The following is a 23377-nucleotide window of genomic DNA, read 5'->3' on the forward strand; positions in this document are numbered from 1 at the left end:
CCGCGTCCGCGCGCCGCGCCACCTCCGCAGCGATCCGTGCCTGCGGGACCGCAGCCAGCCGTGCATACGTGCAGGCCAGCTCCTGGACCCGTGCCAGCTCGACCTCGGACAGCTGCGACAGGTCACGCTCCTCGAACGGTACGAGTGCACGCCGAGCCGCATCGGCCGAGGCGGTGGAGAAGCTCATGAGACCAGTCAAACACCACCCACCGACAGTAAGCCCCGACCATCCCCCCAGGTAGATGTGGAAAACTCAACCCAGCCCGGGCCTGTGGACCACACCCCACCAGCACCGGCCCGGCAACCGTCGCACCCCCGCGCTAGCGTGACCCCATGACCAAGGTGCGCGCCTACCTCGCGATGTCCCTCGACGGCTTCGTCGCCGGCGAGGGCGACAGCCTCGACTGGCTCGAGCCCCGTCCACGAGGAGCGGCTCCCGTCGCCGCCTCCCCCTGGAGCGAGGTGCCGGAGGACGCGCTGGTGTTCGCGGACTTCCTCGCCCAGGTCGGCGCGATCGTCATGGGGAGGCGGACGTACGACATCGTCGAGGGCTTCGACGACTGGCCCTACGGCGAGACCCCGATGATCATCGCCACCCACCGCCCCCTCACCACGGCGAAGCCGACGGTCACGGCAGCCCGGGGCGCGCTCAAGGAGATCCTCGGCCACGCGAAGGAGGTCGCGGGAGCCAAGGACGTCTACGTCGACGGCGGCACCATGGTCCGGGACGCGTTGGACCAGGGCCTGCTCGACGAGATCATCGTGACGCTCGTGCCCACCGTGCTGGGCCGCGGCGTGCCGCTGTTCGCCGGGATGGCCCGCGCCGCGGAGCTGACGGTCCTCCGCGTGACCCGCTACGGCGAGGGCCTCGTCCAGCTGCACCTCGACTGCCGGCGCTGACCGGGCGAGCCGACCGGGCGCACGCACCCAGCACGGCCACCCACCACCCACCCAGCACGGCCGCGCGGACAGGCCCACCGCATCGTGCCCGCTAGAGTCGGCACGTGAGCGCCTTTCCCGACGGCTACGCCGCAGCGGACGTGCAGCGCTACGTCCAGGAGCCGCCCAAGCAGGCCCAGCGCACCCCGTTCGAGCGTGACCGCGCGCGCATCGTCCACTCGAGCGCGCTTCGGCGCCTGGGCGCGAAGACCCAGGTGCTGGGCGCGGGCACCGGCGACTTCGTCCGCACGCGCCTCACCCACACGCTCGAGGTCGCGCAGGTCGGCCGCAGCCTGGGCAAGGTCCTCGGCTGCGACCCGGACGTGGTCGATGCCGCGTGCCTCGCGCACGACCTGGGCCACCCGCCCTTCGGTCACAACGGCGAGCGCGCCCTCGACGAGGTGTCCCGCGACATCGGCGGATTCGAGGGCAACGCCCAGACCCTGCGCCTCCTGGTGCGTCTCGAGCCCAAGTCCTTCGACCCCGACACGGGGGAGAGCGTGGGCCTCAACCTCACGCGCGCCGTGCTGGATGCGAGCGTGAAGTACCCGTGGCGCGAGCCCGAGACCCCCACGCGCCCGGACGGCAGCCCGACGCGCAAGTTCGGCGTCTACGACGACGACCTGCCGGTCTTCAGGTGGCTCCGCGAGGGCGCTCCGGACCGCGGCCAGAGCTTCGAGGCCCAGGTGATGGACCTCGCCGACGACATCGCCTACTCGGTCCACGATGTCGAGGACTCGGTGGTCCACCACACCGTCTCGCTCGGCGTGCTGCGCGACCCCGCGCGCGCCCGCGAGATCGCCGACCACGCGCGCGAGTGGTACGGCCGCGGCGAGCCCGACGCGCTCATCGAGGCGCTCGACCGCCTGCGCGCGGAGCCGTGGTGGATGGAGGAGTACGACGGCTCGCATCGTTCCCTCGCCGCGCTCAAGGACATGACCAGCCAGCTCATCGGTCGCGTGGTCGGGACGGTCGCCGAGGCGACGGGGGCGGCGTACGGCGACGGCCCCCACACCCGCCATCATGCGGATCTGGTGATCCCCGAGCACCTCGCGGACGAGATCCTCATGCTCAAGGGCATCGCCGTCCACTTCCTCATGGCGCCGCGCGAGAAGAAGGCGGCCTACCGTCAGCAGCGGCAGCGCCTCGCGGACCTGGTGGGAGCGCTCGTGGAGCTGGGCGCCGATGCGCTCGAGCCGCACTTCGCGGTGATGCACCGCGAGGCGGCGGACGATGCGGCGCGCACGCGGGTGGTCATCGACCAGGTGGCGTCGCTCACCGACAAGTCGGCGTACGACTGGCACCACCGGTTCGTGGCGCGGCGCCGGTAGCGGACCGCGTCAAGACTCCGCGACCGCCGGGTCTGCGGAACGGGCGCCCAGCCGGTGCTCGATCACGAGGGTCGCCACGACCGCGAGCGCACCGACGGTTGCGGCGATCACCGGCCCGGCGATCGATCCGTACGGCGCGACCTTGCCGCCGTCCGCGTCCTGCCACGGCCACAGCGCGACCAGCGAGCCCGCCATCACGCCCGTGAGCGCGACGAGCGTGACGCGGCGGTGGTGCTCGAGCAGCCACTGCAGCAGCTTGACCACCGTGACGAGCCCGATCGCGCAGCCGGTCGCGAACAGCGCGAGATAGCCGAGGTCGCGGTCGTTGAGCGCCGCGATGGTGGGCTCGTACAGACCCATGGTGAGCAGCAGGAACGAGCCCGACAGCCCCGGCAGCACCAGCGCCGACACCGCGAGCGCGCCCGCGGGCACCAGGATGTACGGCTCGGGGGAGAGGTTCCCGCCCGGCAGGGACACGATGAGGGCGACCGCGACCGCCGCGACCGCGGCGAGCAGCCACTCACGCGCACCCCACGCGCCGGTCGCGCCGTAGCGGGTCACGGACGCGCGCGAGTGGCGGAAGGGCACCGCGAGCGAGGCGAGCACCAGGCCCAGGAACAGGCCGCGCATCGTCTCCGGTTGGTCCTCGAGCAGGCCCTCCATCACATGCGCCATGCCCACGAGCGCGACGACCATCCCGATCCCGATGGGCAGGACCACGGGCCACACCACGCGCGAGAACTCGTCGCGCGCTCGGGCGAGGCCGCGCCCGCGCACGCCGTCGGTGACGGTGTGGCGGATGCCGCCGATGAGGTGGCCGGCCGAGGTCAGCAGCGTCTCGTAGACGCCGGTCATGAGCGCGACCGTGCCGCCGCTCACGCCGGGGACCGTCTCGGCGGTGCCGATCATGGCGCCGCGCACCAGGTTGAGCGCGAGGGCGAGCGGGCCGCGCCGCGGCGCCGCAGGTGGGGTGTCGGTCGCGTCCTTCGCGGCGGTCATCGCGCCACCTCCGGGGTGGACGATGCGGCGGCGCGGGCGGTGCGCTCGCGCACCAGCAGGACCAGGGCGACCACCGGCAGCAGCAGCGGCACCCAGCCGTAGGCCGAGCCGTAGCCGGTCCACACCGTCTCGTCGGGCCACCACGAGGACTCGATGTACCCCAGCGTGCCCACGGTCAGCACGCCGAGCAGCTCGACCGCGGTGCCCACCAGCGCGGTGCCGGCCCAGCGACGCCACAGAGCGATCGCGATGACCAGGTACAGCGCGGCGGAGACGCCCGAGATGAGGTACGGCACCGGCGCCTCGGACAGCTTGGTCGAGATCTGGTAGCTCGAACGGCCGAGCGCGGCGAGCGCGAGGACCGCGTACGCGACGATGAGCGAGATGCGGGCGACGGGGTTCATGCGGCGTTCTCCAGGATGATGAGGATGCGCCACGATACGACGGCGAGCGCGATCGCGACGATCACCGCGGCCGCCGCGTCGACGCGCGCGACCTGCTCGGTCGACAGCACCGGACGGTTCGGGTCGGGGTCCCCGGCCGCGGCCTCCGGCGTGCCGAGCCGCCCGATCCCGAGCAGCGCGAGAAGCGCGACGGAGGCGATGAGGTAGCCGATCGCGAGGATCATGTCCGCCTCGATGCCCGAGAAGAGGAGCAGCAGGACCGCGACGACCTGCGCGCCGGCCGCGACGTACGCGACCGGCGCGGTTAGCTTCAGCACGCGGTGCAGGCGCGGAAGGGCGAGCGTGAGCAGCCCGACGACCGCCAGCACGGCGCATGCGACCAGCACCAGGGGGTAGACGACCCCGGTGTAGGCGTCCACTAGGCGCGCGCGGCCGCCTGCTGCACGCGCATCGGCAGCCGGGTCATCTCCTCGCCGTCCACGCTGATGACCCACGAGAAGAGGCGAGGCTTGTCGAAGCGCAGTCCGTCGATGGTGAAGGCGAAGCTCGCGACCTGCTCGTCGCCGTCGACCAGGTGGGTCGGGCGGCCGACGGTGAACTCGCCACCCATGGCGCGCACCGGGGCCGGCTTGCCGTCGGCGTCCGGGCGGATCCCGATCGGGTACTCGACGCCGTCCTCGGTGAGGAGCTTGAGCTCGAACTGGTGCGAGCGGTTGGTCTCGGTGAAGGGGACGTGCACGATCGCGCCGACCGAGAGGCGGCGGTGCACGGCCGGGAAGCCGTTCACGAAGATGATGTTCCACCCCGCGCCGAGCGCGTAGATCTTGTTCTGCACGACCTCAGCCGAGTCGGCGAGGAATGCGTCCACTCTCACAACAGCGTCCTTTCGTGGGGTGCTCCGTCAAGCCTAGCGCCACCCGGTGACAGGCCGATGACCGGGCCGGGGACGATGCGCGGTCCCGTCGGCGTCCCCGAGTAGTCTGTGCGCGTGGCCGGCACGATCAACAGGGACGACATCGCGGCGGTCCGCGAGCGCGCGCCGATCGAGGAGATCATCGGCCAGCACGTCGCCCTCAAGTCGGCGGGCGTCGGCTCGCTCAAGGGCCTGTGCCCGTTCCACGACGAGCGTTCGCCCTCGTTCCACGTGCGTCCCGGCGCGGGCCGCTGGCACTGCTTCGGCTGTGGCGAGGGCGGCGACGTCATCGAGTTCGTCATGCGCATGGACGGCATGCCCTTCGCCGAGGCGGTCGAGTACCTCGCCGACCGCGCGGGCGTCACGCTCCGCTACGAGGCCGGCGGCCGGCGCGGTTCCGAGTCGGGATCGAGCATGCGGCGGCGCCTGCTCGAGGCGCATCGGGTGGCCGACGAGTTCTTCCGCGCGCAGCTGGCGGGCCCTGAGGCGCGCATCGCGCGCGACTTCCTGCGCGAGCGCGGCTTCGACAAGGAGGCCGCCGCGATGTTCGGCTGCGGCTACGCGCCGCAGGGCTGGTCGCACCTCACCGATCACCTGCGCAAGAACGGGTTCACGGAGCCCGAGCTCAAGGCGTCCGGCCTGGTGTCGGAGGGCCAGCGCGGGGTGTACGACCGCTTCCGCGGGCGGCTCGTGTGGCCCATCCGCGAGGTCACCGGCGACGTCATCGGCTTCGGCGCGCGGCGCCTCCACGACGACGACCAGGGACCCAAGTACCTCAACACCCCCGAGACGCAGATCTACAAGAAGAGCCACGTGCTCTACGGGCTGGACCTCGCGAAGAGCACGATCCGCTCGGAGCGCACCACGGTGGTGGTCGAGGGCTACACCGATGTCATGGCCTGCCACCTCGCGGGCGTGAGCAACGCGGTCGCGACGTGCGGCACCGCCTTCGGCGAGGACCACGTCAAGGTGGTGCGCCGGCTCATGGGCGACACGGGGCAGACGCAGCTCAAGGTCGGGTCGCACGGCGCGAAGGTGGTGTTCACGTTCGACGGCGACGAGGCCGGTCAGAACGCCGCCCTGAAGTCCTTCGCGCTCGACCAGCAGTTCCTCGCGCAGACGTTCGTCGCGGTCGACCCCGAGGGGATGGACCCGTGCGACATCCGCCAGCGCGACGGGGACGATGCGGTGAAGCGCCTCATGGAGCGTCGCGTCCCGCTGTTCGAGTTCGTCATCAAGGCGTCGCTGTCGATCTACGACCTCGAGACGCCGGAGGGCAGGGTGGCCGCGCTGCGCTCGGCGGCGCCCATCGTCGCCCAGATCCGGGACCGGGCGATCCGTCCCGAGTACGCGCGACGCCTCGCGGGCTGGCTGGGGATGGAGCCTGCGGACGTGCTCCGCGCTGTGTCCCAGTCGGCGCAGCGGGGGAGCGGCGCATCGTCCTCCCGTCGTCCCACAGGTGCGGGGGGCGGTGCGGCCGGCCCGCAGCAGGCGCCTCCGACGCCCTACGACGACGGCCCGCCGCCGATGGACCCGGAGACGGGGCAGATCGCGACCGTGGTCGCGTCGCGTCCCAACCCGCGTGATCCGGTGGTGCGTGCGGAGGCGCTGAGCCTGGGGGTGCTGCTGCAGGCGCCGAAGGCGATCGTCGAGGACGCCAAGGCGTGGGGGATCTACGGCGAGCTCGCGCGCGATGCGTTCGTGACGCCGCAGTATGCGCAGGTGTTCGACGCGGTGGTCGCGGCGGGCGGTCCGGCCGAGGCGCCCGCGGACTGGGTGGGTGCCGTCGTCGAGCAGGCAGGCCCGGACCTCACCGCGCTCGTGTCGCAGCTCGCCGTGACGCCGCTGCCGCACGACAAGCCCGCGGAGGCGGGCATCTACGCACGGTCCGTGCTCGCGCGGCTCCTCGACAACTCGCTCACGCGCAAGGTCGCGGACCTGCGGGGACGCATGCAGCGCGCGGGTGCGGGAACGGAGGCGGCGCAGGAGGCGTTCGCCGAGATGATCCGGCTCGAGCAGCGCCGGCGGGAGCTGAGGGAGGGCTGACATGCCTGGACCGAGGGTGTCGTTCGTGACGCTGGGCGTCGCGGACCTGGTGCGGTCGCGCGAGTTCTACGTGGCGTGGGGATGGACGCCGGCGCAGGTCTCCGAGGAGATCGTGTTCTTCCAGGCGAACGGCCTGGTGATCGGCCTGTTCGGGCTCGCCGACCTGGCCGTGGATCAGGGGCGCCCCGACGCGGTGCTCGGCATGGGCGCGATGACGCTCGCGCAGAACTACCCGACCGAGGCCGAGGTCGACGCGGTGTTCGAGGCCGCCCTGACCGCCGGCGCGAGCGAGCTCAAGCGCCCCGAGCCGACCGACTGGGGCGGCTACAGCGGCTATGTCGCCGACCCCGACGGCCACGTGTGGGAGCTCGCGATGAACCCGTTCTCGCCTCCCGGTCCCGACGGCTCGGTGGTGCTCGGGGGCTGACCCCTGGCCGCTGTCGGATCGCCCTGCTAGCGTCCGAAGGGTGGACGCGCTTCTCGCGGTGCAGGAGCGGGCGCGACGCGACGTCGCCGCGCTCGACCCCGTCGACGTGCCCAGCATCCGCGACCTGCGCGACGTCAGGCTGGCTTCCCTCGTGCGCCGTGCCGGGCGCATCGTCCGCCACGAGATGCGCGAGGAGGGAGCGCTGCGGCCTTGGTGGGAGCGGTCGCCGCTGCTCATCCTCGCAGTGCCGCTCGCGCTGGCGTGGGGCGGGCTGTTCGCCGACGTGATGGTGCTGTTCCTCGGAGGGGTGCTCCTCGTGTGGGCGCTGGTCTCGGAGCCGCGGCTCAACCGCGGCGAGCGTCGCGAGTTCCACCGGCTCATGCGCGCGTATCGCAACGCGGCGGCCGATGCGCTGGACGCGCGGGCGGACAGGCGCCAGTGGGAGTGGGGCGAGGGCTACGGCCTGAGCATGTGAAGGCGGCGGGGGCTGCGCCCGTGGGAGACGCAGAAGGGCCGGTCCTCGCTGAGGACCGGCCCTGGGTGGCTCCCCCGACTGGACTCGAACCAGTAACCTGCCGATTAACAGTCGGCTGCTCTGCCAATTGAGCTACGGAGGAAGGCGAGGAATACTCTACCGGATGCCGGTGGGGTCCGATGACCAATCCGGGCGTCGAGCGTCGCCTCGCGTCGCCTGTCAGCCCTTGTCGGTGGACTCGTTGAACGTGGACGCAACGGCGTCCTTCACGTCCTCGACCTTGTCCTTGGCCCCGGCCTTGAGCTGGTCGATCTTGCCTTCGGCCTCGAGCTGCTCGTCGCCGGTCGCCTTGCCGGCACCCTCCTTGGCCTTGCCCTTGAGATCCTCAGCGGCGTTGCTCGCACGGTCGGACATGCTCATGACTCCTCCTCGTCGAATCGTCGAGGGCCGCGGTTGCGGCCACCTCTGGTGCAAGTCGATCCGAGGGCGTCGCATTCCCCACGTGCGGGGGAGCGCCGGTCGGGCACGGTGCGTCGCTAGACTGTGCGGCGGCCTCCCCGAGGCCTCGGGCCAGTAGCTCAGCCGGTTAGAGCAGTGGACTCATAATCCATCGGTCGCGGGTTCGAGCCCCGCCTGGCCCACCGATCATGACCCCTCGAAAGCGCCCACGCCCGCCGGGCCGCGCCGGGCGGATCCCCCGTGCGCTGGCGTTGACGGCGGTCACGTGAGCTAGCACACTCGTCGTTTCAACGAGCGTGCGCGAGGTGGCGCCGCAGCACCTCGGCGCTCACCTCGGCACTGCGGACGGGTGAACCGTCGATCCAATTCTTGTGCGTCTCGAGGACCACCGCCGCGGCACCCGCCTCCGACGCTTGCTCGATGAGAGCGGGGATGTCCATGTTGCCAAGCCCGAGCTCCACGCTGCCGATCTTGTCGATCGGCGTCATGCTCGACCCGGTTCGTCGGCTGCCACGGTCGGTGAGGTGGCACAGCTCCACGCGCCCGCCGAGCCGATGCATCAACGCGAGCGGATCCACGCCCGCCGTGGCCGCCCAGAAGCAGTCGACCTCGAAGTTGACGAACGCGGGATCGGTTCCTTCGATCAGGACGTCGAAGGCGTTGATGCCGGGCGCGACCTTCCTGAATTCCACGCTGTGGTTGTGATACAGCAGGCGCAGCCCCGCGTCCGCGAGGCGTCGGCCCGCGGCGTTCAGTCGCTGGACGAGCGACTCCACCTCATGCAGACCGGAGTAGTCGAACCGGTACATGCCGGTGACGACGACGTGCATGGTGCCGAATCGCCGCGCTCGCGAGATCACCGCGGTCGTGTCCGCCTCGATGGTGCCGAGCGCCTCGTGGATCGCCACCACGCGGAGCGGGAAGTCGGCGAGCATCGCGTGCCAGTCCAACTTTCCACCGCGGCCCGCCGGCATGCCCGCCGCCTTGGTGAGCGCGCGGACCAACCACGGCGTCGCCTGCGTCTGGAACGAGTTCAGCTCGATGCCGGCGAAACCTGCCGCCACGAGCGCGCCGAGGGTCTCTCTGGCCTGCGCCTCCGTCGAGGAGACCGTGCCGATCTGAATCTGCTGGATCGCGATGAGAGGGCGGGTCATGCGGGCAACCCTGCGCCCCGTCGCGTCAGCACGCCCTCGGCGACCGCGGTTGCGACGAGCTCGGCGAACGCGACGTCGGCCGCCAACGCCTCGGACACGAGCGCCAGGAGAGCGTGCGTCGGCTCTGCCGATCCGGCGGCGGCGACGATGTCGCCGTCGAGACTGTCGCGGCGGCCTCCGTCCGCGAGAATGCTCGAGATCCATGCCGCGATCGCCCGCGCGCACCCGCTGGCGGGGCGCCCGGCCCCGAGCTCCGCCAGTGCGACCGGCACGATGCGCACGCGAAGCTTGGTCAGCGAGTCCTCCGCGATCTGGTCGAGCCGGTGCGCGATGCGCGGGTTCTCGAATCGGATCCAGAGGTCGGCGCAGTAGCGTTCGGCCTCCACCTCGACCGGGAGATGCCGGCACGCTTCGCGCCAGTAATCGGTGACGAGCGCTCGGCACGCCGCATCGCCCGAGGCCGCCGCGACGGTCTCCAGCCCGAGCCCTCGGCCCAGGTTCGCCATGGCGGTGTGCGCCCCGTTGAGCAGCCAGAGCTTCCGGTTCTCGAACGGATCGATGTCGGTGACGAATCGGGCGCCTGCGGACTCCCACAGGGGTCGCCCCGCCACGAACTCGCCCTCCAGGACCCAGTCGGCGAACTCCTCCGCGACCACCGGCACGCGATCGATCAACCCGGCGGCGCGGGCGAAATCGTCGTCGCCTCGTGAGAAGCGAGGAGTGATCCTGTCGACCGAGGTGGACACGAAGGTGACGTTGCATTCGATCCAGGACACCAGTGCGGCGTCGATCGCGCTCGCGAAAGCGCGAAGGCCGGTCCTGACCATCCGCCCGTTTGCAGGCATGTTGTCGCAGGGCATCACCGTGATCGGGCCTGCCCCCGCACGCCGACGGCCGTCGAGAGCGCGCGCGATCAGCGCGAGCGGCGACCTCACCGCACCTGCGCCGGCGGCGAGGGCGTCCAGGTCTGCCGCGACCACGGGATCGGACTGCTCCGGGTTCCCGGACGCGTCGAGCCGGTAGCCCGCCTCCGTGACCGTGGTCGAGATGATCGCGACCAGCGGGTCGGCGATGTAGCGCTCGAACGCCGCCGTGTCATCGGCGGAGTGGACCGCCACGATGCTGTCGATCACCTCGACATGGTCCCCGGCACGGCCTCGCAGCGTCAGCGTGTACAGCTGATCCTGTGCCCTCAGCGTCGCGATCATCGCATCGCCCTGCTCGCCCGCGCGCCCGGTGAACGCGGCGATGCCCCAGTTGGCCGCATCGTCCGCGTGCGCGGTGTACCAGGCCTGGTGCGCCCGGTGGAATGCGCCGAGGCCGAGATGCACGATGCGCACGGGCGCGGCCGGCCGTGCGTGCGCGGTGCGGGAGAGCGGAGCTACAGGTGTCACAGCTTGAAGACCTTTCGGGGGATGGCATCGACGGAGTCGTCGATCATGCGTTCCGCCGCGTGCGCGCCGATCCGGCCCTCCGCGACCAGGCGCGCAAGGAACGATGCGTCGGCTCGTCGGGCGACGCCGTGGCGTGCGGGGATCGACAGGTAGGCGCGTGTGTCGTCGATGAAGCCCGAGGTCCGGTAGAACCCCGCGGTCTCTGTCACCGCTGCTCGGTACCGCGCCATCGCGTCCGGGGCGTCGAGGAACCACCACGGGGCGCCGACGAAGACGCTCGGATAGAAGCCGGCGAGCGGGGCGAGCTCGCGCGAGTAGACGGTCTCGTCGATGGCGAACAGCACCAGGTGGAATCCACGTGCGGTGCCGAAGCTCTGGAGCAACGGTCGCAGGTTGTCGGTGAACTCGGTGCGCACCGGGATGTCGTGCCCCGTGTCGGGTCCGAACCTCTCGAAGGTGGTGCTGTGGTGGTTCCTGCGCACGCCCGCATGGATCGTCATGACGAGGCCGTCGTCGACGCTCATGGCCGCCATCTGCCACAGCATGTGTCCGCGGAACCTGTGGAGGTCTGCGTCGCTGAGGCGGCCGCTCACCGCTGACTGGAAGAGATGCTCGCCTTCGCTCGCGTCGAGTTCGCATGTGAACGGCTCGTAGACGCCGTGATCGGCGGAGATCGCGCCGTGGTCGATGAAGTGTCGGCGCCGCATGCGGAGCGCGTCGAGGTATCCGGCGAAGGTCAGGGGAGTCGCCGTGGCAGCCGCGAGACGCTCGATTCGCTCCGCGAAGCCGGCGGACGCCGGATCGAGGTAGGCGTCGGGGCGGAAGGTGGGCAGCACGCGGCCGCCGAAGGACCTGTCTGCCGCGAGGAGTGCGTGGTCGGAGAGATCGTCGAGCGGGTCGTCGGTGGTGGCGAGGACCTCGATGCGGAACCTGTCGAACAGCGCTCGCGGGCGCAGGTCGGGGGTCCGCAGGGCTGCGTCGATGCGGTCGTAGAGTGCGTCCGCGGTGTCGGGACCCGGTGCCCACCCGATGCCGAAGACCTCGGCGAGCTCCTCCTCGAGCCAGTATGCGGACGCCGTCCCGGCGAAGAGGTGCCAGCGGTCGCAGAGTTCGCGCCAGATCGCACGCGGATCGGCGCCGTCGCCCGGACGGAGCCGCTCGAGGGGCACGCCGTCGGCGTGGAGCAGCCGCGTGATGTAGTGGTCGTGCACCACCAGCAGATCGGCAGGATCGCTGAACTCCACGTCGTGAGCCAGCCACGAGGCCGGCACATGACCGTGGGGCGAGATGATCGGCGCATCCGAGACGCGGGCCAGCAGGTCCCGCGCGATCGCGCGAGTCTCCGGATCCGCGGGGAGCAGGCGGTCGGGGGCCCGCAAGGACGTCGTTGGCATGTGTCGATTGTGCGGCAGGAACGCTTCGCTTGTCAATCGGTTGCCAAACGAGCGAACGGACGACGCTCCTTGGGCGCGCCAGCGTCAGCGCGGGCTGGGGCCGGTCGACTCGCGGATGACCAGCTCGGTGGTGATCGGGCCGGCGTCCTCGTGCGATCCGTTCGCGCCGAGCTGCGCGAGCAGTCGGGCCACGGAGCGTGTGCCCATGCCCGTCAGATCGGCATGAACGCTCGTGAGCGAGGGGGAGAGGAGGTCGCCGAGGACGTCGTCGAAGCCGACGACCGACAGGTCATCAGGCACGCTCACGCCTGCCGCCTTCGCCGCTCGCATGAGGCCGATCGCCATGAGGTCGTTGTACGCGACGACGGCGGTGGCCCCCGAGGCGTGTGCGCGCTCGAACGCAGCTTCGCCCCCGGTGAGCGTGGGGCTGTTGGGGCCGATCTCGAAGACTGCGACACCTCGCTCGCGGGCTGCGTGCATCAGCGCCTCCCAACGGCGTCCGCTGATCCACGAGCGGCTGGGGCCTCCCAGGTACGCGATCGCGCGGTGGCCCAGGTCTGCGAGGTGCGCGACCAGGGCGGACACTCCAGGCGCCGGGTCGCTGATGACGGAGGGGATGCCGTCGACCTCGCGGTTGAGCGTGACGATGGTCTTCCGCTGCGCCAGGCGCAGGATCTCTTCGTCGGGCAGGCGGGAGGTGGCGAGCACGATGCCGTCCACGGACGGCGCGATGTTGTCGATGGTCCCGGCTTCGAGTGACCCTGACTCCTGCGACTCGGCGATCACGAGGGTGAATCCCGCCTGGCTCGCGGCGCGCTCGGCGCCGCGGATCACGCCGAACACCATCGGGTTGGTGATGTCGGCGACGACCACCGCAAGCGTGTGGGTGCGTCCGGTGGGCAGGGCGCGCGCCATCGGGTTCGCGTGGAAGTTGAGGTCCGCCGCGGCCTTGCGGATCTTCTCCTCCGTCTTGGCGCTGACGCGCCCGGGCTGGTTGAGGGCGCGCGAGACCGTCGACGGGTTCACCCCGGCGAGCTCCGCGATGTCGTAGATGGTCGCGGCGCCAGAACGGCGTCGGCGTCCTGTGATCTCCCCAGTCGGAGCGGCATCGGTCATCGGGTCCTCCTTGCTACGTGCATCGTAGCGGACGGTCACCATGCTGGCAGGCGGTTGCCGCGCCAGGGCTTCGCGCGCACTGGCGCACGGCCTCCCGGGCGTGGTGGTCGCTGCTTGCGCCAGGATCGCCTAGCATGGGCACCATCTTGGCATTCGGTTGCCAACTCAATGGGAGCCATCGGGACGGTCCTGGGCCCGCGAGTGGAGGAACGATGGAGACTGCGATGAACGTGCATGCGGCTCTCGGCGCGCACCGATTGGTACCGGTGGTGGTGGTCGACGATGCGGGGGCCGCCGACGGCCTTGCCGGCGCCCTGGTCGCCGGCGGGCTTCCCGTGGCCGAGGTGACGTTCCGCACGGCGGCCGCCGAGGCGTCGATCCGGGTCATGGCCGCGCGTGGCGACGTGCTGGTGGGCGCGGGCACCGTGCTCACGGTCGATCAAGTGGATCGCGCGGTCGCGGCGGGCGCCTCCTATGTCGTATCGCCGGGCCTCTCGCGCGACGTGGTCGAGCGGTGCCTCGAGCATGGTGTGGCAGTCCTGCCCGGCGCGGTGACCGCCACCGAGGTGCAGGCCGCGCTTGAGCTGGGCGTGTCGACGGTGAAGTTCTTCCCGGCGGGCACCTCGGGCGGCGCGAAGGCGATCGCCGCTCTCGCGGCCCCGTTCGGAGGAGTGAGGTTCGTGCCGACGGGCGGGATCGGGCCGGCGAACCTGCACGAGTACCTCGCGTTGCCGTGCGTGCACGCGGTCGGAGGCTCGTGGATGGTGCCCCGCGACCTGGTGTCGGCGGGGGAGTTCGACAAGGTGGCAGCGCTGGTGGCCGAGGCCGTGGCGCTGACGGCTGGCAAGGAGGTCCTGGTATGAGTGTTCTGCAGGTGCGTCCCGCGACGGAATGCCGTTTCGACGCGGTCTCCCTGGGCGAGGTGATGCTGCGCCTCGATCCGGGCGAGGGCCGCATCCGCACGGCGCGGTCGTTCACGGCGTGGGAGGGCGGCGGCGAGTACAACGTGGCGCGCGGCCTCTCGCGCGCATTCGGCTACCGCACGGCCGTCGTCACGGCCCTCGCGGACAACGAGGTCGGACGCTTGATCGAGGGTCTCATCCTCGCCGGCGGCGTCGACGCGTCGCACCTGGTGTGGAAGGCCTACGACGGCATCGGCCGGGGCGTGCGCAACGGACTGAACTTCACCGAGCGCGGCTTCGGCGTGCGCGGCGCGATCGGGGTGTCCGACCGCGGCCACACCGCCGCCTCACAGCTCGCACCCGAGGACGTCGACTGGGACCACCTGTTCGGCACCCTCGGCGTGCGCTGGCTCCACACCGGCGGCATCTACGCCGCGCTGTCGGAGACGGCCGCGGAAACCGTGATCGCGGCCGTCGAAGCCGCGCATCGTCACGGCACCGTCGTGAGCTACGACCTCAACTACCGGCCGAGCCTGTGGAAGGCGATCGGCGGGATCGCGAAGGCGCAGGAGGTCAACCGAGCCATCGCCCCGCACGTCGATGTCATGATCGGCAACGAGGAGGACTTCACCGCGTCGCTCGGCTTCGAGGTCCCCGGCGTCGACGAGTCGCTCGCGGAGCTCGACGTCACCGGCTTCGCCGCGATGATCGACGAGGTCTCGCAGGCGTACCCGAACTTCCAGGCCATCGCCACGACCATGCGCACCGTGCGCTCCGCGACCGTCAACGACTGGGGCGCGCTCGCCTGGTCGAAGGGCGCCGGACTGGTGCGCGCGACCCAGCGCGACGGCCTCGAGATCCTCGACCGCGTCGGCGGCGGCGACTCCTTCGCGTCCGGGCTGATCCACGGCCTGGTCGAGGGCGTCGACCTGCAGACCGCGGTGGATTACGGCGCCGCCCACGGCGCCCTGGCCATGACCACCCCCGGCGACACGACCATGGCCACCAAGGCCGAGGTCTACAAGCTCGCCGCCGGCGGAGGCGCCCGCGTCGACCGCTGACACCCTGCATCGTCCCCAGATACGACACGCGATCCCGCCGCATCGTCGCGGCCGCTGGAAGGAAGCCCCATGGAGAAGACCTGGCGCTGGTACGGACCCGCCGACATCGTGACCCTGCCCGAGGTGCGGCAGACCGACGCCACCGGCGTGGTCACCGCACTCCACCACGTGCCCAACGGCGAGGTGTGGTCCGTGGCGGAGATCCAGAAGCGCCAGGCCGAATGCGAGGCGGCGGGACTGTACTGGTCGATCGTCGAGTCCGTGCCCGTGCACGAGGACATTCGGCGCGGCCTCGACACGCGCGACGAGTGGATCGACAAGTACTGCGCGACCGTGCGCAACCTCGCCGACTGCGGAGTCGACATGATCTGCTACAACTTCATGCCGGCGCTCGACTGGACCCGCACCGACCTCGACTGGCCGCTCCCCAACGGCGGCACGGCGCTCCGCTACGACGCCGACGCGGTCGCCGCCTTCGACATGTGGGTGCTCGAGCGCCCTGGCGCCGAGGCGGATCACAGCCCCGAGCGCGTGGCGAGCGCCCGCGCATGGTTCGACGCCGCGGCACCGGAGGAGATCGACCGCGTCACCAGGACCCTGCTCGCCGGTCTCCCCGGATCGGAGGAGTCCTACACCGTGGAGGAGTTCCGCGTGGCGCTCGCCGCGTACGACGGCCAGACGCACGAGTCGATGCGAGGCAACCTCAAGTACTTCCTCGAGCGCGTCATCCCGGTCGCGGAGGAGGTCGGCGTACGGATGGCCATCCACCCGGACGACCCGCCGTTCGACCTGTTCGGCATCCCGCGCGTGGTCTCGACCATGGCCGATGCGCAGTGGCTGCTCGAGGCCGTGTCGAGCCCCGCGAACGGGCTCACGCTGTGCGTCGGCTCGTACGGCGTACGCGCCGACAACGACGTGGTCGAGATGGCACGTCGCTTCGCGGACCGCATCTACTTCTCGCACCTCCGCTCGACACGCCGCGAAGAGGATCCTGACAGCTTCCACGAGGCCGTCCACATCGACGGTGACATCGACATCGTCGGGGTGGTGCGCGAGCTCGTGCGCGAGGAGCGCCGTCGCGGCGAGGAGGGGCCCCGGATCTCCATCCGCTCGGACCACGGTCACCGGATCCTCGACGACCTCACGCGCGACAGCGCCCCCGGCTACCCGCTCATCGGCCGCATGAAGGGCCTCGCGGAGGTGCGCGGCGTGGAGCTCGCCGTCAACCGCGGGCTCGACGGCGACCTCGCGTAAGGAGACACCATGCAGCCCATCATCGCGGGGTTCCACCCCGACCCGTCGATCTGCCGAGCGGGGGACTGGTACTACCTGGCGAACTCGTCGTTCGAGTACGTACCCGGCGTCCCGATCCACCGTTCGCGCGACATGCTCACCTGGGAGCTGGTGGGCCACGCCTTGCCGGATGCCGCGGTGGTCCACGCCGCGACCGGACGTGCGGGCGCGAGCCAGGGCGTTTACGCCCCCACACTGCGCCACCACGGCGGCCGCTTCTGGATGGTCACCACGAGCATCGCCGACGTCATGCGCGGACAGCTCATCACCCACGCGGACGACCCGGCGGGTCCCTGGTCCGAACCCGTGCGCGTCGATCAGACGTTCGGCATCGATCCCGATCTCGCGTGGGACGACGAGGGCGCCTGCTACCTCACCTACCGCGGCTTCGCGCCGCCGGGGATCCATCAGGTGAGGATCGATCCCGCCACGGGCGAGCGGCTCGGCGAGGATCGTGTGATCTGGCACGGGAGCGGCCTGGGCGAGAGCGAGGGCCCCCATCTGTTCCGTCGCGGTGACTGGTGGTACCTCGTGGTCGCAGAGGGCGGCACCCACACAGGTCACGCCGTCTCGGTCGCGCGGTCGCGCGCCCCTGAGGGGCCCTTCGAGAGCAACCCGGCGAACCCGATCCTCTCCCACCGCTCGACGGCTCATTCGGTTCAGGCCACAGGCCACGCGGACCTTGTCGAGACCGCGGACGGGCTCTGGGCCCTGGTTCACCTGGGCATCCGGCAGCGAGGCGCGTTCCCCCGATTCCACGTGCTGGGCCGCGAGACCTTCCTCGCGGGCGTCGACTGGGCGGAGGGGTGGCCCGTGGTGGTCGAGGGGCGCTACGAGGCGCCGGGCGCGGACTCGTCGTTCGACGATACGTTCGAGGGCACCTCGCTCGACGCCCGCTGGGTGGCACCCGGGGTTGCACCGACCGATTTTGCGGCCGCGTCAGCGGGTCTCCGACTTGAGCCGAGCCGCGACGCCGAGTCGTCCGAGCAGAACCTCCCGCTGTGCACACGCCTGCGTTCGTTCGCGTGGAGGGCGGTGGTGGAGCCGGGCGACGGAGATCTGTGCGTCTCGGTGCGCCTCGCCGCGGACCACTGGCTCGGGCTCGAGAGGGTCGGGGGCGCGATGCGCGCGAGGCAGGTCAGCGCGCACCTTGACGCGACGCTCGGCGCGGTGCGCGCGGAGCCTGGCGACAGGCTGGTGATCGAGGCGACCCCGACCGTCGGACGCCAGGGTGGGCCGGGCCCCGACACGATCGAGCTTGCCCTCGAGCGTGCGGGGGAGCGGATCTCGCTCGCCCGGGTCGACGGGCGTCACCTCTCCACGGAGGTGGCCGGAGGCTTCACTGGACGGATGCTGGCGCTTGAGGCGCTCGGAGGTCCGGCAGCGGTGCGGAGCGTCGCCCTCACGGAGCTCGAGGAGCCGGCGCCGCGGCCGATGCCCTGGGCCTGAAGGCCCCGTATGCCCGCGCCCTTGCAACGATTCAGTAACACGATTCGGCAATCGGTTGCGCAACCGATTGCCTTGGTGATTCACTAGGCACGCCAGGCCATTCCGCATTGCGAGCTGGCTCATTTCCCCGGAAACGCTGCATTCACGACAAAGGAGTTCTTATGCAGGTCAACACGCCCTTGCGGCGCCAAGTCCGCCGCTCGGTGGCCGCCGCCATCGCCGCCGGCGCGGTGTTCACCCTCGGCGCCTGTTCTGGGGCGAGCGACCCCGCGGCGTCGCCGACGACGGGCACGAGCGAGAGCGGCGCGCCTGCCGCCGACGCTCCGACCACCTTGGCGATCGCGACCAACCGCGCGCCGTCGACGTTCGACCCCGTGGGCCTTGCTACGGGCAACGACGCCCTCATCTGGGGCTCGATCTACGACACGCTCTTCGTGATCGGTCCGGACGGCGAGCTCGTCCCGCACCTGGCCACCGGCTACAGCTACAGCGACGACGGTCTCGAGCTCACCGTCACCCTGCGCGATGACCTCACCTTCTCCGACGGAACGCCCGCGACCGCCGCCGAGTACAAGGCGACCCTCGAGCACATCCGGGACACCGCCGGTGCGGGCCAGGCGATGGCCGACACGGTCGCGTCCGTCGAGGCGGCGGACGCGACGACGGTCGTCATCACGTTCTCCGCGAACGACCCGGGCTTCCTCTTCGACCTCACCAGCCGCGTCGGGATCATCGCGCAGCCGGACAAGATGGCGGATGAGTCCTATGGGCTCGACCCCATCGGGGCTGGACCGTACATGCTCGACGCGGAGAAGACGCAGTCGGGTACGCAGTACGTCCTGATCAAGCGTGACGACTACTGGAACGCGGACGCCTACCCCTTCGAGGAGGTCACCGTCCGGGTGATCGCGGATGCCACGGCGATCGAGAACTCGCTGCGTGCGGGCGAGCTCGACATCGCGGGTGTGCAGGCGCAGACCGCACCCCAGTTCGAATCCTCGGGTGACTTCACCACCACCCAGCTCGAGGCTCAGTCGTCCCTGTTCCTCGACATCGCCGATCGCGACGGGGCCATCGAGCCGGCGTTCGCGGACCTGCGGGTGCGCCAGGCGATCAACTTCGCGCTGAATCGCGACGGCTTCGTCCAGGCGGGCGGCGGCGTGGGCCAGCCTGCCTACCAGATGGACTTCCCGAGCACCTCCGGATACGACCCGGCACTCGATTCGGTCTACACCTACGACGTCGAGAAGGCGAAGTCGCTCCTCGCCGAGGCAGGCTACGCGGAGGGCTTCAGCATCGACATGCCGAGCCTCGTCTACACGACCAGCATGGAGCCGGCGATCACGCAGGCGTTGGCGGACATCGGCATCACGGTGAACTGGGACTCGATCCCGCCGCAGGACACCGTCCAGGCGCTCCTGTCGGGGAAGTACCCGGTGATCCTCTGGTTCGCCTCCACGCTTCCCGACGCGAACCAGGTGCAGGACTTCTACGCACCCGCCGCGCTCCTCAATCCGATGCACACCACGGACCCCGAGCTCGACGCACTGCTCGAGCAGGCGTCGAAGATCACGGACCCGGCGGCTGGAGCGGACATCTACAAGCAGATCAACGCGTTCGGCGTGAACAACGCGTGGTACGCACCGCTGATGTTCACCGGCCAGACGTTCGCCGAGGCGGAGGGATACAAGTACGTGGGCACATCGGCGCAGCAGTCGGTCCGCATCGAGAGCTACGGCGTCGCCGGCTGACGCACGCCGTAGGCACGCACGCCTGTGGGGCCCCGCCTTCGGACGGGGCCCCACAGGCGTTCCCGGACCGCGGTGACGGGGCTCTCGAGAGCCGACGAAGCCCAATTTGGCAAGCGGTTGTCAAATGTGATTCAATGCATGCCAGGCCCGCGATGCAGCACCTGCCAGCGGGCGGTTCCCGCGGCCACCTCGGGGTCAACGAACGACCACACAAAGGCAGAGCAATGTTGCTTTTCGCGCTACGCAGAGTCGCCTTCGGACTCGTGCTGTTCGTCATCGTGTCCTTCACGACGATGTTCCTCCTCAGCTTCTCCTTCGACAGCATCATCGGCAGCAAGCTCGGGTCGGCCGCCAACGTCGATTCCATCGCCGCGATGAAGGCGGATCTGGGTCTCGATCGGTCCGTACCGGTGCTGTACGCCGAATGGTTTCGCGGCGTCCTCCACGGCGACCTCGGAGCCTCGTTCTTCACCGGCGAGCCCGTGACGGAGGCGCTGCCGAGCCGCCTCGCAGTGACGCTCTCCGTCGTCGGGCCGGCGATGATCATCTCCGCGCTCATCGCGCTCTTCCTGGGCGTGCTCGCCGCGACACGCGGTGGATGGGTGGACAAGACGGCTCAGGGGATGATGCTGACCGGCTACCTGGTTCCCAACCTGCTCATCGCGATCGTCCTGGTGGTGGTGTTCGCGGTCAACCTCGGGTGGTTCCCCGCGACGGGGTTCACGTCCTTCGCCGAAGACCCTGCCGAGTGGGCGAGGTCGATCACGCTCCCGGTGATCACGATGGCGTTCGGCGGTGCCGCGAGCATGGCCAATCAGGTCCGCGGCACGATGATCGACGAGCTGCGCAAGGACTACGTCCGCACCCTCCGCACGCGTGGTGTCTCCGCGCGGGCGATCGTCATCCGGCACGCACTGCGAAACTCCGCCGGGCCCGCGCTCACCGTGTTCGGCCTCACCTTCATCACGTTGTTCGGGTCCGCGCTGTTCATCGAGCAGGTGTTCGCGCTTCCGGGATTCGGCACCTACAGCTTCAATGTCGCGCTCCAGGGCGACTTCCCTGTGCTCATGGGACTGACCGCGTTCGGCGTCGGTCTGACCATCGGCGTCAACCTCCTGATCGACCTGGCCAACGGCTGGCTCAACCCGAAGGCGAGGCAGTACTGATGTCGACCCCCACCGCTCCGGTCGCTGTGCCTGCGCTCGCGCTCGAGGACGAGCCCGCTGAGGTCCGGCGCGGCGCGCTCCAGCGACTCGTTCGCGACCCGCAGGCCGTGATCACGGGCCTCATCATCCTGACGTTCGTTGTCCTCGGACTCCTCGCGAACGTGATCCCCCAGCACGGTCCCAATGAGGCGCGGTTCGAGGCCATCAACCTTCCCATCGGATCGCCCGACTATCCGCTCGGAGGCGACTACGCCGGGCGCGACATCCTCGCGCGACTGCTGCACTCGATCAACACCGCGATGGTGTCCGGCCTGATCGGCGCCTCGATCGCGCTGGTCGTCGGCACCACGCTCGGCCTCGTCGGAGGTTACTTCAACAGGTTCCGGACCCCGGTGGAGTGGGGCGCCACCATCCTCCAGACCTTCCCGGGCATGCTGCTGCTGATCGTGCTCATGCCTCTCACGGGCGGCGACTTCCGCTGGACCATGGCCATCTTCGGCTTCCTCCTCACGCCGGGCATCTACCGCATCGTCCGCAATCAGACGGTCGGCGTCAGCCGTGAGCTCTATGTCGACGCCGCCCGCGTGTCGGGCGTGACCGACATGCGTATCCTCGGTCGGCACATCCTGTCGGTGGTCCGCGGACCTGTCATCGTCGCCACGACGTTCCTGTTCGGTTCTGCGATCGGTGTGCAGTCCGGGCTCGCCTATCTGGGCGTCGGCTCGAAGGAGATCCCGTCGTTCGGCGCGATGATCAGCGACGGCTTCAGGAACATCTACATCGCGCCGGGGCAGTACATCTGGCCGGCCGTCGCCCTGGGCGTGTTGAACGGCGCGTTCGTGCTGTTCGGCAACGCGCTGCGCGACACCTTCGAGGGGTCTCAACCCAAGGCGGAGAAGATCACCGCCACCGCCGTCGCCGACGACTTCGAGGCCGAGACCGCCGACGGGACCGGCGCGCTGCTCGAGGTCCGCGACCTCGGGATCGCCTACCGCTCTCCTTCCGGGGAGCTCAACGAGGTGGTGCGGGGCGTGAGCCTGACCGTGAGGATGGGCGAGACGTTGGGTCTCGTAGGCGAGTCGGGATCGGGCAAGACTCAGACCGCGTTCGGCGTGCTCGGCGTGCTGCCGACCGAGGCGGTGGTGACCCGCGGCTCGGTGGTCCTCGCCGGCCGCCAGATTCTCGGGGCGCCCCAAGCCGAGCTCAACAAGCTGCGCGGAAGCGAGATCGCCTACATCCCCCAGGAGCCGATGTCGAACCTCGACCCCGTGTACACGATCGGGAGCCAGCTCGTCGAGGGAATCCGGGTGTCGACCGGCCTGTCGAAGGCGAAGGCCAAGGAACGTGCGCTCGAGCTCCTCGAGCGTGTCGGCATCCCTGACCCGCAGCGCACCTTCCGGTCCTACCCGCACGAGATCTCGGGTGGCATGGCGCAGCGCGTGCTCATCGCCGGTGCCGTCGCCCCCAAGCCCAAGCTGCTCATCGCCGATGAGCCGACCACGGCGCTCGACGTCACGGTGCAGGCGGACATCCTCGACCTCCTCCGCGACCTGCAGGCGGAGATGGGAATGGGCATCGTGCTTGTCACTCACAACTTCGGTGTGGTGGCGGACAGCTGCACGTCTCTCGCGGTGATGCAGGGCGGCGAGGTCGTCGAGACCGGCGCCACCATCGATGTGTTCGCCCAACCTCAGCACCCCTATACCTCCATGCTGCTCGGATCGATCCTCGACGAGGACACGATCCGCGACGACTCCGCGATGGTGCTCGTCGCGGATGGGAAGGACCCGCGATGACCGCACCGCTGCTCAGGGCCCAGGGCCTCAAGGTCGCCTATCCGGTCAAGGGCTTCCGCAAGCCGCCGGTCGAGATCGTTCATGGTGTCGACTTCGAGATCGGCGCCGGCGAGACGCTCGGCATCGTGGGGGAGTCCGGCTCGGGCAAGACCACGATCGGTCGAGCCATCTTGGGCCTCGCCCCGATCTCGGGAGGCACCGTCGAGTACGACGGCCGCGACATCACCGCGCTGTCGGCGCGCGAGCGGCGCGCGCTCTCGCGCGAGATCCAGGTGGTGTTCCAGGACCCGTACAGCTCGCTCAACCCGTCCCTGACGATCGGGGCGACGTTGGCCGAGCCGCTCATCGTCCAGGGGTGGGACAAGGCCAAGGCGACGCGACGCGTGCTGGACCTGCTCGACCACGTGGGCCTGCCGAAGAACGCCGCGGCGCGGCTGCCCCGCGAGTTCAGCGGCGGCCAGCGCCAGCGCGTCGCGATCGCCCGCGCGCTCGCGCCCGGACCTCGCCTCATCGTCTGCGACGAGCCCGTCTCCGCGCTTGACCTGTCGACCCAGGCAACCGTGATGGACCTCTTCATCGACATCCAGCGCGAGACCGGCGTGGCCTACCTCTTCGTGTCGCATGACCTTGCCGTGGTCCGGCACATCAGCCACAGGGTCGGCGTCGTGTATCGCGGCGAGATCGTCGAGCAGGGCCCGACCCGCCAGGTCACCAAGGATCCCGAGCACCCGTACACGCAGCGCCTGCTTCTGGCAGCGCCCATCGCCGATCCGACGGCCCAGCAGCAGCGGCGCGCGGACCGAGCGCGCCTGCGTGCCGTGCAGGCCGAGCAGGACCTGCAGGCGACGGGCGTTCCTGCCTGACGTCCCCACCGCGTCGCGACCTCGTCGGTCCGGCGACACACCCCG

General features: G+C 70.4%; 23 protein-coding genes and 2 tRNA genes. 14 read left to right on the forward strand and 11 right to left on the reverse strand.

Annotated elements, in window-relative coordinates; all coding sequences use genetic code 11:
• A partial coding sequence (locus tag AOM09_RS05205; RefSeq protein WP_156162249.1) for a hypothetical protein occupies positions 1-187 on the reverse strand: 187 nt, incomplete at its 3' end.
• 146 nt (positions 188-333) lie between these two features.
• On the opposite strand from AOM09_RS05205, the gene AOM09_RS05210 reads away from it, so the two are divergent.
• Together AOM09_RS05210 and AOM09_RS05215 are read left to right on the forward strand one after the other, a co-directional pair.
• Complete coding sequence (locus AOM09_RS05210; RefSeq protein WP_062385303.1) at positions 334-900, forward strand: dihydrofolate reductase family protein; 567 nt, start codon at positions 334-336, stop codon at positions 898-900.
• Positions 901-1004: 104 nt separating this feature from the next.
• Positions 1005-2270 (forward strand): deoxyguanosinetriphosphate triphosphohydrolase, encoded by a 1266-nt coding sequence (locus tag AOM09_RS05215; protein WP_062385306.1) that lies wholly within the window; start codon positions 1005-1007, stop codon positions 2268-2270.
• Between the two features lie 9 nt (positions 2271-2279).
• Here AOM09_RS05215 and AOM09_RS05220 read toward each other — a convergent pair whose 3' ends face one another.
• The 4 genes from AOM09_RS05220 to AOM09_RS05235 are packed head-to-tail and all read right to left on the reverse strand — an operon-like array spanning position 2280 to position 4547.
• Entirely contained in the window at positions 2280-3269 is a 990-nt protein-coding gene (locus tag AOM09_RS05220; RefSeq protein ID WP_082098870.1) for a DUF368 domain-containing protein, read from the reverse strand.
• Positions 3266-3673, reverse strand: coding sequence for a hypothetical protein (locus AOM09_RS05225; protein WP_062385308.1), 408 nt, complete (start codon positions 3671-3673; stop codon positions 3266-3268). The genes AOM09_RS05220 and AOM09_RS05225 overlap by 4 nt, the downstream gene beginning before the upstream one ends.
• Positions 3670-4092, reverse strand: a complete 423-nt coding sequence (locus AOM09_RS05230) for a hypothetical protein (RefSeq protein ID WP_062385311.1) — start codon at positions 4090-4092, stop codon at positions 3670-3672. The genes AOM09_RS05225 and AOM09_RS05230 overlap by 4 nt, the downstream gene beginning before the upstream one ends.
• Positions 4092-4547 carry a DUF6941 family protein gene (locus AOM09_RS05235; RefSeq protein WP_156162250.1) on the reverse strand — a complete coding sequence of 152 codons (456 nt, stop codon included), beginning with the start codon at positions 4545-4547 and terminating at the stop codon, positions 4092-4094. Before AOM09_RS05235 ends, AOM09_RS05230 begins: the two co-directional genes overlap by 1 nt.
• Positions 4548-4661: 114 nt before the next feature.
• Here AOM09_RS05235 and dnaG point away from each other — a divergent pair, with 114 nt between their 5' ends.
• Genes dnaG through AOM09_RS05250 form a run of 3 tightly spaced genes read left to right on the forward strand, consistent with a single transcriptional unit; the run spans position 4662 to position 7534 of the window.
• The gene (gene dnaG, locus AOM09_RS05240; protein WP_062385935.1) at positions 4662-6632 is read left to right on the forward strand and encodes a DNA primase; all 1971 of its coding nucleotides are present in this window, start codon (positions 4662-4664) and stop codon (positions 6630-6632) included.
• A 1-nt stretch (position 6633) separates the two neighbouring features.
• Positions 6634-7059 (forward strand): VOC family protein, encoded by a 426-nt coding sequence (locus AOM09_RS05245; RefSeq protein WP_062385315.1) that lies wholly within the window; start codon positions 6634-6636, stop codon positions 7057-7059.
• Between the two features lie 40 nt (positions 7060-7099).
• On the forward strand, positions 7100-7534 hold the full coding sequence (locus tag AOM09_RS05250) for a hypothetical protein (protein ID WP_062385317.1): 435 nt from the start codon (positions 7100-7102) through the stop codon (positions 7532-7534).
• A 66-nt stretch (positions 7535-7600) separates the two neighbouring features.
• Here the strand turns inward: AOM09_RS05250 and AOM09_RS05255 are convergent.
• Positions 7601-7676: transfer RNA gene (locus AOM09_RS05255), tRNA-Asn, on the reverse strand.
• Between the two features lie 77 nt (positions 7677-7753).
• Positions 7754-7954 (reverse strand): CsbD family protein, encoded by a 201-nt coding sequence (locus tag AOM09_RS05260; protein ID WP_062385319.1) that lies wholly within the window; start codon positions 7952-7954, stop codon positions 7754-7756.
• A gap of 147 nt (positions 7955-8101) precedes the next feature.
• On the opposite strand from AOM09_RS05260, the gene AOM09_RS05265 reads away from it, so the two are divergent.
• Positions 8102-8175: transfer RNA gene (locus tag AOM09_RS05265), tRNA-Ile, on the forward strand.
• 105 nt (positions 8176-8280) lie between these two features.
• Here AOM09_RS05265 and AOM09_RS05270 read toward each other — a convergent pair.
• The 4 genes from AOM09_RS05270 to AOM09_RS05285 form a co-directional block, all read right to left on the reverse strand.
• The gene (locus tag AOM09_RS05270; RefSeq protein WP_062385321.1) at positions 8281-9147 is read right to left on the reverse strand and encodes a sugar phosphate isomerase/epimerase family protein; all 867 of its coding nucleotides are present in this window, start codon (positions 9145-9147) and stop codon (positions 8281-8283) included.
• Entirely contained in the window at positions 9144-10487 is a 1344-nt protein-coding gene (locus AOM09_RS05275) for a mannitol dehydrogenase family protein (protein WP_062385324.1), read from the reverse strand. The genes AOM09_RS05270 and AOM09_RS05275 overlap by 4 nt, the downstream gene beginning before the upstream one ends.
• A gap of 50 nt (positions 10488-10537) precedes the next feature.
• On the reverse strand, positions 10538-11935 hold the full coding sequence (gene uxaC / locus AOM09_RS05280) for a glucuronate isomerase (protein ID WP_062385326.1): 1398 nt from the start codon (positions 11933-11935) through the stop codon (positions 10538-10540).
• Positions 11936-12019: 84 nt separating this feature from the next.
• Positions 12020-13051 (reverse strand): LacI family DNA-binding transcriptional regulator, encoded by a 1032-nt coding sequence (locus AOM09_RS05285; protein ID WP_062385329.1) that lies wholly within the window; start codon positions 13049-13051, stop codon positions 12020-12022.
• Positions 13052-13263: 212 nt separating this feature from the next.
• Here AOM09_RS05285 and eda point away from each other — a divergent pair, with 212 nt between their 5' ends.
• The 8 genes from eda to AOM09_RS05325 all read left to right on the forward strand — a co-directional run bounded on the left by eda (position 13264) and on the right by AOM09_RS05325 (position 23332).
• Complete coding sequence (gene eda, locus AOM09_RS05290) at positions 13264-13914, forward strand: bifunctional 4-hydroxy-2-oxoglutarate aldolase/2-dehydro-3-deoxy-phosphogluconate aldolase (RefSeq protein ID WP_062385331.1); 651 nt, start codon at positions 13264-13266, stop codon at positions 13912-13914.
• On the forward strand, positions 13911-15014 hold the full coding sequence (locus AOM09_RS05295) for a sugar kinase (RefSeq protein WP_062385334.1): 1104 nt from the start codon (positions 13911-13913) through the stop codon (positions 15012-15014). Before eda ends, AOM09_RS05295 begins: the two co-directional genes overlap by 4 nt.
• A gap of 69 nt (positions 15015-15083) precedes the next feature.
• Positions 15084-16268, forward strand: a complete 1185-nt coding sequence (gene uxuA / locus AOM09_RS05300; protein WP_062385336.1) for a mannonate dehydratase — start codon at positions 15084-15086, stop codon at positions 16266-16268.
• A gap of 9 nt (positions 16269-16277) precedes the next feature.
• Positions 16278-17756: a glycoside hydrolase family 43 protein gene (locus AOM09_RS05305; protein WP_062385338.1), complete on the forward strand. Its 1479-nt coding sequence runs from the start codon at positions 16278-16280 to the stop codon at positions 17754-17756.
• 161 nt (positions 17757-17917) lie between these two features.
• Positions 17918-19507: an ABC transporter substrate-binding protein gene (locus AOM09_RS05310; RefSeq protein ID WP_062385341.1), complete on the forward strand. Its 1590-nt coding sequence runs from the start codon at positions 17918-17920 to the stop codon at positions 19505-19507.
• Positions 19508-19731: 224 nt separating this feature from the next.
• Complete coding sequence (locus AOM09_RS05315) at positions 19732-20673, forward strand: ABC transporter permease (RefSeq protein WP_062385343.1); 942 nt, start codon at positions 19732-19734, stop codon at positions 20671-20673.
• Complete coding sequence (locus AOM09_RS05320; RefSeq protein WP_082098873.1) at positions 20673-22469, forward strand: dipeptide/oligopeptide/nickel ABC transporter permease/ATP-binding protein; 1797 nt, start codon at positions 20673-20675, stop codon at positions 22467-22469. The genes AOM09_RS05315 and AOM09_RS05320 overlap by 1 nt, the downstream gene beginning before the upstream one ends.
• The gene (locus AOM09_RS05325) at positions 22466-23332 is read left to right on the forward strand and encodes an ATP-binding cassette domain-containing protein (RefSeq protein ID WP_062385346.1); all 867 of its coding nucleotides are present in this window, start codon (positions 22466-22468) and stop codon (positions 23330-23332) included. Before AOM09_RS05320 ends, AOM09_RS05325 begins: the two co-directional genes overlap by 4 nt.
• Positions 23333-23377 lie beyond the last annotated feature (45 nt).

It is taken from the genome of Demequina iriomotensis (genome assembly GCF_000971395.1).
GTDB lineage: Bacteria > Actinomycetota > Actinomycetes > Actinomycetales > Demequinaceae > Demequina > Demequina iriomotensis.

Bases quoted from the DNA above. Each gene is read 5' to 3' on its own strand.
- AOM09_RS05210 (WP_062385303.1), top strand. From the start codon at position 334: ATGACCAAGGTGCGCGCCTACCTCGCGATGTCCCTCGACGGCTTCGTC.
- AOM09_RS05220 (WP_082098870.1), bottom strand. From the start codon at position 3,269: ATGACCGCCGCGAAGGACGCGACCGACACCCCACCTGCGGCGCCGCGG.
- AOM09_RS05225 (WP_062385308.1), bottom strand. From the start codon at position 3,673: ATGAACCCCGTCGCCCGCATCTCGCTCATCGTCGCGTACGCGGTCCTC.
- AOM09_RS05245 (WP_062385315.1), top strand. From the start codon at position 6,634: ATGCCTGGACCGAGGGTGTCGTTCGTGACGCTGGGCGTCGCGGACCTG.
- AOM09_RS05260 (WP_062385319.1), bottom strand. From the start codon at position 7,954: ATGAGCATGTCCGACCGTGCGAGCAACGCCGCTGAGGATCTCAAGGGC.
- AOM09_RS05270 (WP_062385321.1), bottom strand. From the start codon at position 9,147: ATGACCCGCCCTCTCATCGCGATCCAGCAGATTCAGATCGGCACGGTC.
- uxaC (WP_062385326.1), bottom strand. From the start codon at position 11,935: ATGCCAACGACGTCCTTGCGGGCCCCCGACCGCCTGCTCCCCGCGGAT.
- AOM09_RS05285 (WP_062385329.1), bottom strand. From the start codon at position 13,051: ATGACCGATGCCGCTCCGACTGGGGAGATCACAGGACGCCGACGCCGT.
- eda (WP_062385331.1), top strand. From the start codon at position 13,264: ATGGAGACTGCGATGAACGTGCATGCGGCTCTCGGCGCGCACCGATTG.
- AOM09_RS05295 (WP_062385334.1), top strand. From the start codon at position 13,911: ATGAGTGTTCTGCAGGTGCGTCCCGCGACGGAATGCCGTTTCGACGCG.
- uxuA (WP_062385336.1), top strand. From the start codon at position 15,084: ATGGAGAAGACCTGGCGCTGGTACGGACCCGCCGACATCGTGACCCTG.
- AOM09_RS05305 (WP_062385338.1), top strand. From the start codon at position 16,278: ATGCAGCCCATCATCGCGGGGTTCCACCCCGACCCGTCGATCTGCCGA.
- AOM09_RS05310 (WP_062385341.1), top strand. From the start codon at position 17,918: ATGCAGGTCAACACGCCCTTGCGGCGCCAAGTCCGCCGCTCGGTGGCC.
- AOM09_RS05315 (WP_062385343.1), top strand. From the start codon at position 19,732: ATGTTGCTTTTCGCGCTACGCAGAGTCGCCTTCGGACTCGTGCTGTTC.
- AOM09_RS05320 (WP_082098873.1), top strand. From the start codon at position 20,673: ATGTCGACCCCCACCGCTCCGGTCGCTGTGCCTGCGCTCGCGCTCGAG.
- AOM09_RS05325 (WP_062385346.1), top strand. From the start codon at position 22,466: ATGACCGCACCGCTGCTCAGGGCCCAGGGCCTCAAGGTCGCCTATCCG.